11 protein-coding genes are annotated in these 15,932 nt (G+C 71.9%); 3 read left to right on the top strand and 8 right to left on the bottom strand.

Annotation, left to right across the window (positions count from 1 at the left end; all coding sequences use genetic code 11):
- The first annotated feature begins 21 nt into the window (after positions 1 to 21).
- Entirely contained in the window at positions 22 to 2,532 is a 2,511-nt protein-coding gene (locus tag ABZ806_RS18425) for a hypothetical protein (protein ID WP_500218506.1), read from the top strand.
- 221 nt (positions 2,533 to 2,753) lie between these two features.
- On the opposite strand, the gene ABZ806_RS18420 is transcribed toward ABZ806_RS18425, so the two are convergent.
- The 3 genes from ABZ806_RS18420 to ABZ806_RS18410 form a co-directional block, all read right to left on the bottom strand.
- Complete coding sequence (locus ABZ806_RS18420; protein WP_500218505.1) at positions 2,754 to 2,939, bottom strand: hypothetical protein; 186 nt, start codon at positions 2,937 to 2,939, stop codon at positions 2,754 to 2,756.
- A gap of 130 nt (positions 2,940 to 3,069) precedes the next feature.
- On the bottom strand, positions 3,070 to 4,920 hold the full coding sequence (locus tag ABZ806_RS18415) for a DUF8508 domain-containing protein (protein WP_500218504.1): 1,851 nt from the start codon (positions 4,918 to 4,920) through the stop codon (positions 3,070 to 3,072).
- Between the two features lie 59 nt (positions 4,921 to 4,979).
- A complete protein-coding gene (locus tag ABZ806_RS18410) occupies positions 4,980 to 5,171 on the bottom strand; it encodes a ferredoxin (protein ID WP_131939961.1) in 192 nt (63 codons plus the stop codon).
- Positions 5,172 to 5,333: 162 nt separating this feature from the next.
- Here ABZ806_RS18410 and ABZ806_RS18405 point away from each other — a divergent pair, with 162 nt between their 5' ends.
- Complete coding sequence (locus ABZ806_RS18405; RefSeq protein WP_500218503.1) at positions 5,334 to 6,041, top strand: class I SAM-dependent methyltransferase; 708 nt, start codon at positions 5,334 to 5,336, stop codon at positions 6,039 to 6,041.
- A 59-nt stretch (positions 6,042 to 6,100) separates the two neighbouring features.
- Here the strand turns inward: ABZ806_RS18405 and ABZ806_RS18400 are convergent, their stop codons facing one another.
- Genes ABZ806_RS18400 through ABZ806_RS18380 form a run of 5 tightly spaced genes read right to left on the bottom strand, consistent with a single transcriptional unit; the run spans position 6,101 to position 11,872 of the window.
- Entirely contained in the window at positions 6,101 to 7,207 is a 1,107-nt protein-coding gene (locus ABZ806_RS18400; RefSeq protein ID WP_500218502.1) for a prenyltransferase, read from the bottom strand.
- Positions 7,197 to 7,958 carry a class I SAM-dependent methyltransferase gene (locus tag ABZ806_RS18395; protein ID WP_500218569.1) on the bottom strand — a complete coding sequence of 254 codons (762 nt, stop codon included), beginning with the start codon at positions 7,956 to 7,958 and terminating at the stop codon, positions 7,197 to 7,199. The genes ABZ806_RS18400 and ABZ806_RS18395 overlap by 11 nt, the downstream gene beginning before the upstream one ends.
- A gap of 43 nt (positions 7,959 to 8,001) precedes the next feature.
- Entirely contained in the window at positions 8,002 to 9,297 is a 1,296-nt protein-coding gene (locus ABZ806_RS18390; RefSeq protein ID WP_500218501.1) for a glycosyltransferase family 4 protein, read from the bottom strand.
- A 28-nt stretch (positions 9,298 to 9,325) separates the two neighbouring features.
- Positions 9,326 to 10,567 carry a cytochrome P450 gene (locus ABZ806_RS18385; RefSeq protein WP_500218500.1) on the bottom strand — a complete coding sequence of 414 codons (1,242 nt, stop codon included), beginning with the start codon at positions 10,565 to 10,567 and terminating at the stop codon, positions 9,326 to 9,328.
- Positions 10,568 to 10,597: 30 nt separating this feature from the next.
- Entirely contained in the window at positions 10,598 to 11,872 is a 1,275-nt protein-coding gene (locus tag ABZ806_RS18380; protein WP_500218499.1) for a cytochrome P450, read from the bottom strand.
- 475 nt (positions 11,873 to 12,347) lie between these two features.
- Between ABZ806_RS18380 and ABZ806_RS18375 the strand changes: the two genes are divergently transcribed.
- Entirely contained in the window at positions 12,348 to 15,872 is a 3,525-nt protein-coding gene (locus ABZ806_RS18375) for a LamG-like jellyroll fold domain-containing protein (RefSeq protein ID WP_500218498.1), read from the top strand.
- Positions 15,873 to 15,932: the final 60 nt, after the last annotated feature.

Raw genomic sequence — 15,932 nt, 5'->3', positions numbered from 1 at the left:
CAGGACCGTGAAGGAGCGCGTGTGACGGCGAGGACCCCGGAGCAGGACGAGGCCCCGCGGACGGCCGAGGACGGACCGGCGGGCTCCCGCGAAGTCCGGCGACGGCTGACCTTCGGCGTCGCGGGCGACGTCGCCGGCCTGCGCGCGACCCTGTCGCCCTGGCAGCGCGCCTCCGAGGCATGGCGGGCGGCCGGGCTGAGCTGGGGCCACGGCGCCCCGCCCCGCGAGGCGGCCGAGCCGGCGGAGAGCCGTAACGCGAGCCGCAGCGCGAGCCGCAACGTGGTTCGGGTCGAGAGCCCGCCGGAGGAGACGAAGCCCGCCAAGTCCAAGTCCAAGCCCGCGGCGAAGAAGAAGCCGAAGGCCGCGAAGCCCGATCCCGGGGACGTGCTGGTCGCCGGGCCGCCGAAGCCCGCGCCGCAGCCGGCCGCGAAGCCGGTGCTGTGGCGGCGGCTCCGGGCCCGGGCGGCGGTCGGGGCCGGGCTCGTGCTGGTCGCCGCCGGGACGATCGTCGCGGTGTCGCAGCGCGCGGAGGCGCCGACCGAGCCGGACATCCAGGGCCCCGTCGCGGCGGACGAGCTGTTCGCCCTCGACCCGGCCGCCACCACCGACGGCCTCGTCCAGGACCTCACCACCATCACCTCCACGGGCTCGACGGTCGTCGCGGCGGGCACCGAGGGCGACGGCACGCCGGGACGGGCGCGGGCGCGCTTCCTGGTCTCCACTGACAGGGGCGGCAGCTGGAAGCTCGCGGAGGTCCGCACGCAGGACGGCTCGACACCCCCGGCCGGTGAGGCGCCGCAGCTCGTCACCGGCTGGACCGGCCACTGGGTGGCCCTCGGCCGTACCCCCGCCGGCGCCACGGTGGAGTGGACGAGCGAGAACGCCAAGACCTGGACGCGGCGTCCGGCCGGCGCGGGCTTCACACCGTCCGACCGGGTGAACGACCTGGTCTACACGGACCACGGCTTCCTCGCCGTGGGCACGTCGAAGGGCCGCGCCGTCACCTGGAGTTCCGGCGACGGCCGGACGTGGCAGCGTATCGACGGCCTCAAGGGGATCATCGGCCTCGACCATGTGGCGGTCGCCGGGAACGTCGTCCTGGCCCACGGCACCTACGCCAGGAAGGTCACCGCGAAGAAGGGCAAGAAGAAGGTCACCCGGACGGTCCGCGCCGACGGCATGTGGCGGTCGGTGGACGGCGGCCGGACGTGGACCGCCGCGAACGTCCCCCAGGCGCAGGGCTCCTACGGGCCCACGAAGGGCCTGACGGTGACCAGCGGCGGCTCGTTCGCGACCGTCCGCGAGGGCAGGCGGACGACCGGGCGCAAGAAGCATCGCAAGACCGCACGGTACGGGGTGCTGTTCACCTCGGCCGACGGCCAGAAGTGGCAGGTCGCGAGCCGCTTCGGCGGGTCCGGCATCGAGCGTTTCGACGGCACGGAGGGCGGCCTCGCCGTCATCGTGCGCGGCGCGAAGGGCACCCGCGCGATCCTGAACAGCGCCGATGGCCGCACCTGGGAGGCCGGCGGGAGCATTCCGGCGGGCGTGCGGATCAGCGGCCTGGCGGGTGTCGGCCTGGGCAAGGTCTCCGTCTCGGGATGGCAGGGCGACGACGCCTACCTGCACGGCGTCGACCTGCGCACCGTGCCGGGCGCCGTCCGCGCGGAACGCACGGTCGGGTCGCTGACCGCCGGCCCGGGGCTCGCGGTCGCGGCCGGCAGCACCAACGGCGGCGCCGCGATCTGGACGGCCCCCGACGGCGTCCAGTGGGCGCGGGCCCAGCTCCCCGCCACACCCGGACGGCTCGCGGACGCCGTGCACGGCACCGCCGGCTGGCTGGCCGTGGGCCGGGCGTCCGGCACGTCGCCCGCGCCGCTGGCGATGACCTCGCAGGACGGCCTCGCCTGGCAGAAGATCGCGTTCCCCGCCGGGCCGCCGCCGGTGGCCGCCGCCGCGGGACCGTCCGGCTACGTCGCGGTCGGGGACCGCTCGGCCTGGCGCTCCACCGACCTCCGGACCTGGACGCGCGCCCCCCTCGACGGCACCCCGGCCGACGTGACCGCGGCGGGCAAGACGTACGTGGCGGTCGGCGCCCGCGGCAAGGCGCCCGCCATCTGGACGTCACCGGACGCCGCGAAGTGGACGCCGGCCAAGCTGCCGCCGGGCTTCACCGCACCGCTCACCCAGGTCGCCGCCCGCGGCGGCACCCTCGTCGCGATCTCGGCGGGCGCCGTCGCGCTGGTGTCCACCGACGCGGGCGCGACGTGGACGCAGCGCAACGTCGGCCCCGGCCTGACCGCCACGGCCATCGCGTCGACCCCGCAGGGCTTCATCCTGACCGCGGGCACGAAGAGCGACGCGGCCGTCCTGGCGTCCGCCGACGGGACGACCTGGCGCCGCCTCGACGTCGGCGGGCTCACCGGCCCCGGCGACCAGCGGCTCGCCACGCTGGCCACCATGGGCGCGAACGTGCTCGCCACGGGCACCGACGACGGAGCACCGACCTTCTGGCGCGCCCCGGTCCCGAAGTAGGGAGACGTCAGACTAGGTCAGCCGTTGCAGCCGCAGGAGCAGCCCTTCGGGCACGAGCATCCGCCGCCATGTCCGCAACTGCAGTCTTTTTTCGTCATGAGCGGAACGTAACCTCTGGGGCACTGTGCGGTCTATGACCGGAACGCGATGTGCATCTGTCGTGGCGGACACGGGCCGTCCCGTGGCGGGGACTGGGGACGGCCCGCGCCCAGTTCGGGGGGTCAGAAGTTGATGTGGAAGTCGACGCCCAGCAGGACGAGGACCCACAGGAATATGGCCAGCAGGGCGCTGACGATGCGCTCGACGAGGCCCTCGTCGATGTAGCCGCGGTCCCAGGCGATGAACACGCCGATGACGAGGTAGATGAGCGTGAGCAGGCTGATGTGCGGTCTATATCGGGTCGCCATGGACGGCGTCTCCTCCGGATGGGGGGTGTGACGATCCGTCGCTGCCCCGCCGCACGCGGGAAAAACACCGGTGGCATTCCAGGACATGCCATGACGATCTTTTTGGTATCTCCCAAATCGGGGGAGCGGCCTACTTTCCGGACATGTCGATGCGGACCACGGCCGGGTCGCGCTCACCGGCCCGCGCGGCGAACTCCGCGCTGCGGTGCACGATGTCGAACTCGTGCCTGCGCTTGCTCAGCGACCGGCTGAGCAGGATGTGGTCGAGGTCCTCGGAGTTGCCCGCGGTCACCGCGGTGTAGCGGTCGCCAGCGGGCAGCCGCGCGGAGAGGTCGGTGAGCCCGGCGGTCGTGGTGAGGTTCTGGACGGGGATGGACGTCCCGCCCGTGTTGAGCCCGCCCGCGACGATCACGTTCGCGTTCGCGTCGGCCCTGCGGACCGAGTTCACGAAGCCCGCCACCGCGCGGGACTGCGCGTCGCGGCGCCACTCGGTGGGCCGGGACGGCGGCTGCCGCCGGCCGAACAGCGGGTCGTCGTCGCCGGTGCGCGGGTACCACCGGTTCGCGATGACGATGACGCGGCGGCCCTTCCAGGTCAGCTCCCCGGCGAGCGGCTTGTGCGTGCTCGCCCAGGCGGCGTCGCGGGGCGCGATCCGGCCGGGGCTCAGGGTCAGCGCGGCGGTGCCGCCGCGCCGGACGGCCTTGACCGCGGTGACGGCCGGGTCCGGCCGGTCGGGCGGCTCGTCCGGGACCGGCTCGCCCGGCGTGGGGCGGTCGACGAACGCCAGGCCCCGGTCGGTGCGGAAGAGGAACCCGGCCCGCTCGTTGGTGCCGTCCTCGCCGCCGTCGGCGTTGTCGCGCGGGTCGACCGAGCGCCAGTCGTAGGCGGGGCCGCCCGCCGCGCTGATCGCGGTGATCAGCTGTGCGACGGTCTGGTCGGTGGCGACGGTGCCGTCGTCGTCCGGGCCGCTGTTGTCGCCGACGCCGGTGACCGCGATGAGGTCGGGGGAGCGCAGGCCGTGCACGATGTCGTCGGCGAGCGCGGTGAAGCGGGCGGGCGGCGCGTCGGGGTTCAGGCCGTCCAGCCCGGCGGTGGCGACGGCCATCTCCCCGGCCCGCTGCGCGCGCGTCGCCTCCTGGCGCAGCCCGCCGGCCGTATGGCGCGGGGTCGCGGTGAGCAGCAGCTTGTAGTCGCCGTAGGAGTAGTCGAGGACGCCCTGGTTCGCGCCGGGCAGCCGGTCGCCGACGGTCAGGCCGGGCAGCGGTGCGAGCGCGTCGTCCAGGACGACCCGCTCGGGGTTCGGGTCGCGGTCGCGGAGCAGGATGCCGCCGCGCCTCGTCCGCACGGCGGCCCCGGCGCCGTTCGCGGGCAGCACCGGGAGTTCGCCGTACCGGGTCGGCCCGACCGCGACGGCGTCGCGGATCTCGATCCGCATCCCTTCGAGGGCCTCGTAGAAGTCGATGGCGTCGCGGCGGGGATCGAACGCGCCGCCCCGCTCGACGTTGCCGTGCCCGCGGTCGACCACGCTGCCGGGCGCCCGGAGCCCGCCCCGGCCGCCGAGGACGGCGGGCGGCGGCAGCGGCCGCCCGTGCGCGGCGACGGTGACGGCGGTGGCGTCGATCTCGGTGCGGCTCAGCCCGCCGGACTTCGCGCCGCCGGGCCGGAACTCGCCGACCCTGCCGTTCACCCGGACCGCGTCGCCGACGGCCGCGCCCGGCCGCTTCCCGGTGTAGACGAACACGCCCTCGGACGTCGCGGCCTTCTTGTCGGGGTGCGGGTCCTGCATCCAGAACCCGTTGCCGGTCAGCGCGGTGACGACGCCGGGGACCTGGGCGACCCCGCGCCCGTTCAGCGGGGAGATGTGCGCGGCGCCCTGGACGTCGCGGATGCGGACGGGCCGCGCCGCCGCCTGGGCCGGCACCGGGAGCAGTGGTGCGGCGAGCGCCGCGGCGGCCAGGACCGTCCCCAGACCGTTGATCACCCAAGGATGATACGGGCGGGGAGGGCCCGGCCGCGCCATGACGGGGGGAAAGCGGAGTCCTACTCCTCGATCGTCAGCGCGGCCTTCGGGCACGACCGCACCGCGTGCCGGACGCGGTCCTGCTCCTCCGGCGGGACGTCCGGCTGGAGGATCTGGAGCTCGTCGTCATCGTTCAGGTCGAAGACCTCCGGCGCGAGCCCGACGCACACGGCGTTCGCCTCGCACACCAGCGGGTCGACTCGTACTCTCATCGTCTGCTCCTTTGAGGATCAACCGTCACCGCCAATTTACCGAACCGAGTTCGGAACGGGCCGCTCGCCCCCGAAAGTAGAACACGTTCCAGTCTGGCTGGGCAAGACTCGGGTCTCACCGCGCGGAGACCGGATAGTAGGGTGCCCCGACGGAGGAGAGCGATGACCCACACCAAGGCGTCCACCGAACCGGGGACGACCGCCCAGACCACCCCCGCGATGCCCGCGGACCTGCGGCGCGCGGCGCGCATGGCCAAGGGCTTCATGCCGGAGGACGAGGGCCGCGCCCTGTACGAGGCGGCGCTGGACTACGGGGCCCGCCTCGCGTCGGCGGGGCCCATGCTCGAGGTCGGCACGTACTGCGGCAAGTCCGCCGTCTACCTGGGGGCCGCGGCGAGGGCGGCGGGGACGGTCCTGGTCACCGTCGACCACCACCACGGCTCGGAGGAGAACCAGGCGGGCTGGGAGTACCACGACCCGTCCCTGGTCGACCCGAGCACCGGCCGGATGGACACGCTGCCCGTGTTCCGCAAGACGATCGGCGCCGCCGGCCTGGAGGACGAGGTCGTCGCCATCGTCGGCCAGTCGCGCACCGTGTCGGCCTTCTGGCGGACGCCCCTGGCGCTGCTGTTCATCGACGGCGGGCACGCCGAGGAGCACGCGCAGGCCGACTATGAGGGCTGGGCCCCGCACGTCGCCCTGGGCGGGGCCCTCGCCATCCACGACGTCTTCCCCGACCCGAAGGACGGCGGCCAGGCCCCCTACCACCTCTACCTGCGCGCCCTGGGGAGCGGCGCGTTCGAGGAGCGCCGGACGGAGGGCTCCCTACGCGTCCTGGAACGCACCACGGACGCAGACCCCCTCCGTTGATCTGCGGCGTGTTGTTGTTTTGAGACCGCTGATAACAACAACACGCCGCAGATGAACGACTAGCGGGCTGCGACTAGGGCGCAGCCGCACGCCAGCGGGTCGGACGCCTCCGAGGGGCCCAGCGGCCGGCCCGCGATCTCCTTGAAGATCCGGGAGGCGGGGGTCGCGTCCGCCAGCGCGTCGGCCGCGAGGATCACCGCGGCCGCCGTGTAGGTGGACCGGTCCCCGGGGAAGTGCCGCTCGTTCTCGAACTGCCAGCCCGTCCAGTACGAGCCGTCCTCGTGCCGCAGGTGCTGGACGGTGGTGAACAGCTCCAGCGCCCGCTCGCGGTCGCCGGACGCGTCCAGCGCCAGCACCAGCTCGCAGCTCTCCGCCGCCGTCACCCACGGCTGGTCCGACACGCAGCGGCAGCCGAGGCCCGGCACGACGAAGGTGTCCCACTGCTCGCCGAACCGGCGCGCCGCGGCGGCGCCGCGCAGCGGGCCGCCGAGCACCGGGTAGTACCAGTCCATCGACCAGCGGGACTTGTCGGCGAACGCCTCCGGATGCGCGGCCACCACGTGCCCGAGCTGGTCGGCGGCCAGCTCCCACTCCGGCTGCGGCTCGCCGAGGTGCTCGGCCAGCGCGACCGCGCAGCGCAGCGACTGGTAGATCGACGAGCAGCCGGTCAGCAGCGCGTGGTCGGACGGCTCGCCGTCCGCCAGCCGGATCCAGATGATCTCCCCGCGCCGGGTCTGCAGCCCGAGCGTGAAGTCGATCGCCCGCCGCACCGCCGGCCACATGTGCCGCGCGAAGCCCTCGTCCCCGGTCGCCAGCAGCTCGTGCCAGACGCCGACCGCGACGTAGGCGGCGTGGTTGGACTCGCCGCCCGGCTCGGTCACCTCGCCCAGCACCCACTTGGCGGGCCAGGACCCGTCCGGCCGCTGGACGCCCCGCAGCCACTCGTAGGCGCGCCTCGCCTCCGCGCCGAACCCGGCGACGGTCAGCGCCATCGCCGCCTCGACGTGGTTCCAGGCGTCCACGTGGCCGGGCACGCCGCCCACCGGCGAGAACCACGGGATGGCGCCGGACGCCTCCTGCTGCGCCGCGATGCTGCGCGCCGTCGCGACGACGTCGTCCGGCGTCAGCACTCCGGGAACCGAGGGCGGAACGGTCTCAGACCGCATCCGCCGTCTCCTTGGCCGGGGTCGCGGGCGTGCCCGGCACCGCGGGCTTGGCGAAGTACACGACGACGCTCTTGCCGATCAGCGGGTTCATCACCCGCTCGGCGAGCCGCGTCGCGAGCGGCCGCTTCATGATGTCCCAGACGAGGACCTGGTGGTAGGCCTTGGCGAGCGGGTTGCCGTCGTTGTCCACCCCGACCGCGCACTTGATCCACCAGTACGGGGCGTGCAGGCCGTGCGCGTGGTGGTGGCCGCCGACCCTGAAGCCGATCGACTTCAGCTTGGCCTCCAGCTCGGCGCGCGTGTAGATCCGCACGTGCCCGCCGGGGGCGGTGTGGTAGTCCTCCGACAGCGCCCAGCACACCCGCTCGGGCAGCCAGCTCGGCACCGTCACCGCGAGCCTGCCGCCGGGCTTCAGGACGCGCAGCAGCTCGCGCATCGCCCGCATGTCGTCGGGGATGTGCTCCAGCACCTCCGACGCGATGATCGCGTCGAAGTGGTCGTCGGGGAACGGCAGGTCGAGCGCGTCACCCTGCACGGTCTCGGCGGTCGCGTCCGCGGGCACCTCGTCGGCGAGGCGCATGGCCCCGAACATCTTCTCGACGCCGTCGAGCTCGCCCGCGTCCATGTCGAAGGCCACAACGTGCGCACCCCGGCGGTACAGCTCGAAGGCGTGCCGTCCGGCACCGCATCCCATGTCGAGGACGCGGTCTCCGGGAGTGACGCGGAACCGCTGGAAATCCACGGTCAGCAGGGTCGTGCTCCTTCCATGCGCAGGACGTCCGGCGGACGTTCCCTCAGTTGCCCCCGGCGGCCAGCCGCCGGTAGTTCTGCTGGGCGATCGCGGCCCGGTAGTGCTCCACGGTGGCCGACGCCACGGCCGGCCAGGCGAAGCGCTCCTGGACGCGCGCGAGCCCCGCGGCACCGGCCTTCGCCCGCTCCTCGGGGGAGTCGTGCAGGCGGTGCAGGGTCGCGGCGAGTTCCTCCACGTCGCCGGGCTGGACGAGGACGCCGGCGTCGCCGACGACCTCGGGCAGCGCGCCGGCGCGGCTCGCGACCAGCGGCGTCCCGGACGCCATGTGCTCCACGGCGGGCAGCGAGAACCCCTCGTAGCGGGACGGGACGACGGCGATCTCCGCCGACGCCAGCAGGTCGCCCAGCTCGCCGTCGCTGATGCCGCTGACGAACTTCACCCGGTCGCCGAGCGCCAGTTCCCGCACGAGCTTCTCGGTCGGGCCGTCCTTCTGCGGCTTGCTGACGACGATGACGTGGACGTCCCGCTCGGTGGCGACCTTGGCGACCGCGTGCAGCAGCACGTCCACGCCCTTGATCGGCGCGTCCGCGCTGGCCATCGCCACGATGCGGCCCGGGACGCGCTCGCCGCGCGGGTGGAAGATGCGGGTGTCGACGCCGAGCGGCAGGATCTCGATGTCGCGCGGGTCGACCTTGAAGTCCTTGACGATGTCGACCTTGGACGACTCCGACACCGTCAGCACGGGACCGATCCGCCGCGACACCTGGGCCTGCATCGCGACGAACCCGTACCAGCGGCGCTTGCCGAGCTTCTGCTTGATGCCGCGCGCCGTCTCGATCTCGATCCGCCGGTCCACGCTGATCGGGTGGTGGATGCTCGTCACCAGCGGCAGCCCGAGCCGGCCGATGCCGAGGTTGCCGAGCCCGAGGACCTGGTTGTCGTGCACGACGTCGAAGTCGCGGCGGCGCCGCTTGAGCAGCCGCAGCGCGCGCACCGAGAACGTCAGCGGCTCGGGGAAGCCGCCCGTCTTCATGTGCGCGAACTCCAGCACGTCGACCCAGTCGCGGAACTCGCCGAGGCCCGGGGTGCGGAAGGGGTCCTCGTCCCGGTACAGGTCCAGGCTGGGCAGCTTGGTGAGGGTGATCTCGTCCCGGTCCAGCTCGGGGTAGGGCTGGCCGGAGATCACCTCGACCCGGTGGCCGAGATCGACCAGCTCCCGGCTCAGATGCCGGAGGTAGACCCCCTGGCCGCCGCAGTGCGGCTTGCTCCGGTACGAGAGCAGGGCCACCCGCAGCGGATCCGAGGGCGATGAGCCGCCCGCCTCGCCTGCCTCAGCCACGCCAGACCCTGCCCACGGACCACTCCCGTCAGTCGAGGGACGCCGGTCGCACGCGTACCGGCATCTCCTTAATGCCGTTGATGAAACTAGACCTTAGCCTGCGAACGTTACCGCTGAGTTCAATATTGGGCACCGTGTCCAAAAGTGTTTCGAAGAGCACACTCAGCTCAAGTCGGGCCAGGTGGGAGCCCAGGCAGAAGTGCGGGCCCCCGCCGCCGAAGCCCAGGTGGGGGTTCGGGTCCCGGCCGACGTCGAACGTCCACGGGTCGGCGAACAGGGCCTCGTCGCGGTTGGCGGACGAGTAGAAGACGACGACCTTGTCGCCCTCCTTGATCTTCTTGCCGCGGAGTTCGACGTCCCGGACGGCGGTCCGCCGGAACAGGTTGACCGGGGTGACCCAGCGGACGATCTCGTCCGCCGCGGTGCGCACCAGCGCCCGGTCCGCGCGCAGCCGCGCCCACTGCCCGGGGTGCTCCAGCAGCGCGAGCATGCCGCCGGTCGCCGCGTTCCGGGTCGTCTCGTTCCCGGCGACCGACAGCAGCATGATGAACAGCTCGAACTCGTCCCCGGACAGCACCTCGCCGCCGGCGTCGGGCTGGAGCAGCTTCGTGACGATGTCCTCGCGCGGGTTCTCCCGCCGGTCGGCGGCCAGGACGTTGGCGTACGCGTACAGCTCCGTCGCCGCCGCCTGGCCCTCCTCCGGCGTCCGCTGGAACTCCGGGTCGTCCCCGCCGATCAGCGTGTTGGACCAGGTGAAGATCTTCTCCCGGTCCTGCGGCGGGGCGCCCAGCAGCTCGCAGATCACGTACAGCGGCAGCGGCGCCGCCAGATCCCGGACGAAGTCGGCGTCCGCCCCCCGCTCCACGGTCTCCGCGACGAGCTTGCGGCAGATGTCGCGGATGTGCTCCGCCAGCGCGCCGATCGCGCGCGGGGTGAACCCCCGGTTGACGATGCTCCGCTTGCGCGAGTGCTCCGGCGGATCCTGGTTGAGCATCATCATCCGCTGCAGGACGAGATGCTCCTCCTCCGGCTCGTCGAACAGCGCGAGCCGCCGCCACGACGAGAACACCTCCGGATGCCGCGACACGTGCACGACGTCCTCGTGCCGGGTGACCGCCCAGAACGGCGGGTAGCCCCGGCCCGGGTCGCCGTGGTGCCAGTGCACCGGATCGTGCTCGCGCAGCCACGTCAGCTGCTCGTGCGGGATGCCGCCGCGCTCGTACGCGCCGGGGTCGACCAGTTCGATGTCGGGAGCAGGGGTGGTGGTCATCGCCTCGAACCTCCTCGTCCGCAGACGCCGTCAGCCCCCGAGCGGGGCGGACGGTGTGAAGCTCACCGGGATCTCCTTGTAGCCGTTGACGAAGTTGGACCGGAGCCGGCGGGGCTCCCCGGCGAGCCGGATGTCTGGCATCCGCTCGAGGATCGTCTCAAAGATGATCCGCAGGTTCATCCGCGCGAGGTGGGTTCCGAGGCAGTAGTGCGGACCGCCGCCGCCGAATCCGATGTGCGGGTTCGGGTCGCGCCCCACGTCGAAGCTGTAGGGGTTCTCGAACACCCGCTCGTCCCGGTTGGCCGAGCCGTAGAACAGCACGACCTTGTCGCCGGCCTTGATCTGCGCGCCGCCCAGCTCGGTGTCGACGAGGGCCGTCCGGCGGAACTGGTTGATCGGGCTCACCCAGCGGACGATCTCCTCGACCGCCTTCGGCAGCAGGCTCCGGTCGGCGCGCAGCCGCTCCCACTGGTCGGGCCGCTCGAAGAAGGCCAGCATGCCGCCCGCGGTCGCCGTCCGGGTGGTCTCGTTCCCGGCGATCGACAGCATGATCACGAACAGCTGGAACTCCTCCAGGCTCACCCGGGAGCCGTCGGCGTCCGGCGTGAGCAGCTTGGTCACGATGTCGTCGCGCGGCGTCGACTCCCGCGCCGCCGCGAGCTGCCCGCCCCACTCGGCGAACTCGGCGGCGCACAGCGTCGACTCCTCGCGCCCCCCGATGAACTCGGGGTCGTTGAACGCGACGAGCTTGTTCGACCAGTGGAAGATCTTCTCCCGGTCCTGCAGTGGCGCGCCGAGCAGCTCGCAGATCGTGTAGAGCGGCAGCGGCGCGGCGAACCTCTCCACGAAGTCGCACTCGCCGAGCGGCGCCGCCTCGTCGATCAGCTCGTTGCAGATCTTGCGGATGTGGTCCTCGAGCCGGCCGATCATCCGCGGCGTGAACCCCTTGTTCACGATGGCGCGCAGCCGCGTGTGGTCCGGCGGGTCCTGGAAGAGCATCATCTGCCCGTACATGGCGATGTCGTCGGAGGAGAACTCCTCGAACATCGCCGTCCGCTCGTGCGAGGAGTAGGGGTTGGCGCGCCGCGACACCGACACCACGTCCTCGTGCCGGGTCACCGCCCAGAACCCGGGGACGCCGTCGTTGGGGTCCTGGTGCCAGTGCACCGGATCGTTGTCGCGCAGCCACTGGAACTGCCGGTGCGGGATGCCCCCGCGCTCGTACACGCCCGGATCGATCACGTCGATCTCGGGTGCGCGGAACGCCCGCTCGGTGGAGGCGATGGTGGACGTCGCAAGTGCCATGGAACACCCTTCGTGCCGGAACGCGGCCAGTCCCTGAACTGAGCGCTTGCTTGGGATCAGATCTAGAACACGTTCTAACATGAGACTGGAGTCTCATCAAGGCCCCCGGGGGGTGGAGTGCCCCACGCCGCACCCCCGCCTCCCGCCTCGCGCCCGGGATCACGGAAATCGGTAAGCGCCATTACCGACCGTCGCCGCGAAAAGGCATTGAAGGACGTGTCGCGGTGCCCGCCGGTTGACGCGGTCACGATGTGATGTGGCTCACATTTTTCTCCATATCCGCACCCTTTCGTTGAGTTGATCTCTGGGTTACGTTAAGGCCGCTTTTCCACGTGAATACGCCGAGAGGTGCAGATTGGCCCGTCGAGATGCCGATGCCGGTCGCCGCCGCACAATGCGCGCCGGCCTTCTTCGAAAGCCGTCTCGTTCTCTTTCGGCGGGATGCGCGCTGACCCTGGTGCTCGGCCTTCTGCCAATGGCGGCGGCGACGCCTCCGGTGCACGCGGAAGAGGACGGCGGGCAGATCACCGAAAGCGCGGCGCTGGCCGCGGCGCGAAAGTCGGGTTCACCGGTCGAGGTCCTGTCCAAGCGGGGCGAGACGCGCGAGGTGTTCGCCCAGCCCGACGGCAGTCTCCTCGCCCGCGAACACCTGCAGCCGGTACGGACCCTGAAGGACGGGCGATGGGCCGCCATCGACACGGACTTGCGGACGGAACGCGACGGGATCCACCCGGAGGTCTCGACCGTCGGCCTCACCTTCTCGCCCGGCGGCAGCGGGCCGATGGCGTCCATGACGCGCGCCGGCCGCACGATCTCCCTCACCTGGCCGGCACCGCTGCCCGCACCCCGCATCGAGGGCGACACCGCGGTGTACGCGTCCGTCCTGCCGGACGTGGACCTGCGGCTGCGCGCCGACGCCGACGGCTTCACGCACGTCCTCGTGGTGCGCACCCCGGAGGCGGCGCGGAACCCCGAGCTGGCCGAGTTGAACCTCGGCCTGTCGGCCCAGGGGCTGAAGACCACGACCGATGCCGAGGGCAACCAGACGATCTCCGACGCCGCGACCGGCGGGACGGTCTTCCAGGCGAAGGCGCCGAAGATGTGGGACTCGGCCACGCCGCAGCAGAAGCAGCGGAGTGCGAGCGCCCCGTCCGCGCCGCCGCCCGCATCCACGTCCACGTCCACGTCCCCGTCCGCATCGCCGTCCAAGCCCGCGCCCGTCAGCGCGGCGCTCGCGAAGGCGCCCGGCGACGCGTCCAGGGTCGCGCCGATGAAGGTCGAGGTGGGCGGCGGCAAGCTGACCCTGCGGCCCGACCGGGCGATGCTGACCTCGCCGGACACGGCGTTCCCCGTCTACATCGACCCGAAGTACTACGCCCCGAAGTCGTCGCACAACCTCATGGTGGCGAGCAACGGATGGCACGAGTACGACTTCACCGGGGCCATGGGAATGGGGCGGTGCCCGGTCGATCTGCCGCCGGCGGGCGCGTACTGCAATGGCGACCACGTCAAGCGGCTCTTCTACCGGATTCCGACCAGCGCGTTCATCGGCAAGGACATCATCAGCGCCGAGTTCGCCATCAACGAGACATGGGCCCCGTCATGCGACGGCCGTTCGGTGCACATCTACCGGACCACGGGATTCGGGGCGTCCTCCACCTGGAACTCCACCAAGGACAACTGGGCCGACTACCTGACCTACCGTGACGTCGCCAAGGGGTACAACTCCACCTGCCCCGCCGGAGCCGTGCGGTTCAATGTCCTCTCGGCGGTCAAGGACGCCGCCAAGAAGGGCTGGTCGAACACGACGTTCGGCCTGAAGGCCGGCCACGAGGACGACCAGTACGGCTGGAAGAAGTTCTCCAGCAACGGGTACCTGCAGGTCAACTACAACACTGCGCCGCCGCAGCCCAGGGCGAGCCAGATGAGTTTCAGCCCCGGCGGCTCGTGCACCGCCCACCAGTGGGGCAGCCCCGCGTCGATCAACCGGGCGCCGATGCTGTACGCGACCGATCTGACCGACCCGGACGGCGGCGGCGTCGAGGGCGAGAAGCTGACCGCCCAGTTCGCGGTCCGCTGGACGGACCCGGCGACGGACGAGGCGAAGGAGTGGGTGCCGCCGGGCGGCGCGATCATCAAGAACTCGGCGTCCGGATCGCACAAGTCGTCGTTCTCCGTGCAGGTCCCGCAGACCGCGATCCCGCAGAACGTGCTGATCGGGTGGGACGTCCGCGTCTACGACGGGCGGGTCTGGAGCCCCTGGGCGTCGACGGGGTCGCCGAGCCAGTGCTACTTCGTCTACAACCCCACCGCGCTGCCCGCCCCGTCGATCTCGTCCACCGCCTACCCCGAACTCGATCCGGCCCAGCCGGAGATCACCCCCACGAACGGAGTCGGCCGCTACGGCGCGTTCGACCTGGCCTTCGACACACGGGTCACCAAGTACGCCTACGCGGTCAACACGACGCCCTCCGCCGGGTCGGCCGTCGCCAAGCCCGCCGGGACGGTGACGATCCAGGCGGCCCCGGCCCACTCCGGCGTGAACCAGCTCCAGGTGATGGCATGGGACGCCTTCAACAACCATTCGACCGCCGTCTACCAGTTCTGGGTCACCGAAGGGTCCGCGCCCGTGGCCCACTGGAAGATGGACGACGCCGCCGGCGCGACGGCACTGGCGGACAGCGCGTCGGATCCCGGCTTCCCGGCGACCACCGGCGGGACCGTGACCTACCAGGAACCGGGCGCTGTCGGTAAGGCGGCCGGCCTCCCCGGCACCGGCTACGCCGCCACCGCGAGCGGGGTCGTGGACACGACGAAGAGCTTCGCCGTGTCCGCCTGGGCCCGGCTGGACGACAAGAGCCACAACCGCGTCGTCGTGAGCCAGGAGGGCACGCGCGGCAGCGCTTTCGTCCTCTACTACTCCGAGTACTACGACCGGTGGATGTTCTACATGTCGGACGCCTCCGTCGACGACGCGACGCTGATCAGGGCGATCGGCACCACATCGCCCGCCGCCGGCCAGTGGACGCACCTCGTCGGCGTCTACGACCACGTCGCGAAGCACATCCAGCTCTACGTCAACGGCAGGCTCCAGGCCACCACCGCCCAGCCCGCCGCCTACACCGGGGCCGGACCGGTACAGATCGGACGGTTCAGGTGGAACGGCATCTATGGCGAGAGCTACTACTTCAAGGGCGCCATCGACGATGTCAAGATGTACGACCGGATCGTGACGCCCGACGAGGCGAACGCGATGTCGACGGTCAAGTCCCAGGTGACCGGTCTGTGGCACCTCAACACCGGCGCGAACGGGCAGACCCCGGACGACGCACCGGTCACCGCCCGGCACCCGGCGGCGCTCGCGGGCGGCGCCACCGTCACGAACCAGGACGGCCAGTACATCGTGATGGCGTCGGAGGGCGCCCTCGGCGCGCTGGACCTGCCCGGCGGGGACGGCGACTACGCCTCCGTGCAGGCGCCGGTCATCAACACCGGTGAGAGCTTCACCGTCGCCCTGTGGGCGCTCACCCCCGGGTTCCCCGAGAACGACCGCACCGTCTTCGCCCTGGAGGGGACCGGCACCAGCGCCATCGCCGTGCGGTACGACGCCGCGAAGGGGCATTACGTCCTGGACATCGCCTCGGGTGACCAGGCGAACGCGACGACCACCACCGCCGGAAATGTCAGTTACCACCAGGGAGCCTACGGTGAGTGGGACCACCTAGCGGTCGTCTTCGACGGCTTCAATTCCGAGATCACGCTGTACGTGAACGGCCTCAAGGAAGCCTCCGCGGACGGCACGTCGGTGCCCTACCGCCAGGGCGTCCGGGTGTTCTCGCCCATCAGTTCACTGCAGCTCGGACGCGCCAAGCTCAACGGCTCCTATCCCGCCGGCCAGAACTGGCTCGGCCAGATCGACGATGTCTGGGTCCTTCGCGGCGCCGCCACCGAAGACCAGCTCGGCTTCCTGCTCGACCCGACCGAGAAGAGCGATCTGTAAGGACCGCTGATTCTCCGAATCGCCTGTCAGCTCCCCCGCCGGGCAACGCGCGCGGAACGG

The sequence above is a fragment of the Spirillospora sp. NPDC047418 genome, from assembly GCF_040643275.1.
GTDB lineage: Bacteria > Actinomycetota > Actinomycetes > Streptosporangiales > Streptosporangiaceae > Spirillospora.
This window is presented reverse-complemented; position numbering and strand designations above follow the sequence as displayed.

What these genes read in the sequence shown, in the direction of transcription:
- ABZ806_RS18380 (WP_500218499.1), bottom strand. Translation starts at nt 11,872, where the DNA reads ATGGCACTTGCGACGTCCACCATCGCCTCCACCGAGCGGGCGTTCCGC.
- ABZ806_RS18410 (WP_131939961.1), bottom strand. Translation starts at nt 5,171, where the DNA reads ATGAGAGTACGAGTCGACCCGCTGGTGTGCGAGGCGAACGCCGTGTGC.
- ABZ806_RS18375 (WP_500218498.1), top strand. Translation starts at nt 12,348, where the DNA reads ATGGCGGCGGCGACGCCTCCGGTGCACGCGGAAGAGGACGGCGGGCAG.
- ABZ806_RS18400 (WP_500218502.1), bottom strand. Translation starts at nt 7,207, where the DNA reads ATGCGGTCTGAGACCGTTCCGCCCTCGGTTCCCGGAGTGCTGACGCCG.
- ABZ806_RS18385 (WP_500218500.1), bottom strand. Translation starts at nt 10,567, where the DNA reads ATGACCACCACCCCTGCTCCCGACATCGAACTGGTCGACCCCGGCGCG.
- ABZ806_RS18405 (WP_500218503.1), top strand. Translation starts at nt 5,334, where the DNA reads ATGACCCACACCAAGGCGTCCACCGAACCGGGGACGACCGCCCAGACC.
- ABZ806_RS18420 (WP_500218505.1), bottom strand. Translation starts at nt 2,939, where the DNA reads ATGGCGACCCGATATAGACCGCACATCAGCCTGCTCACGCTCATCTAC.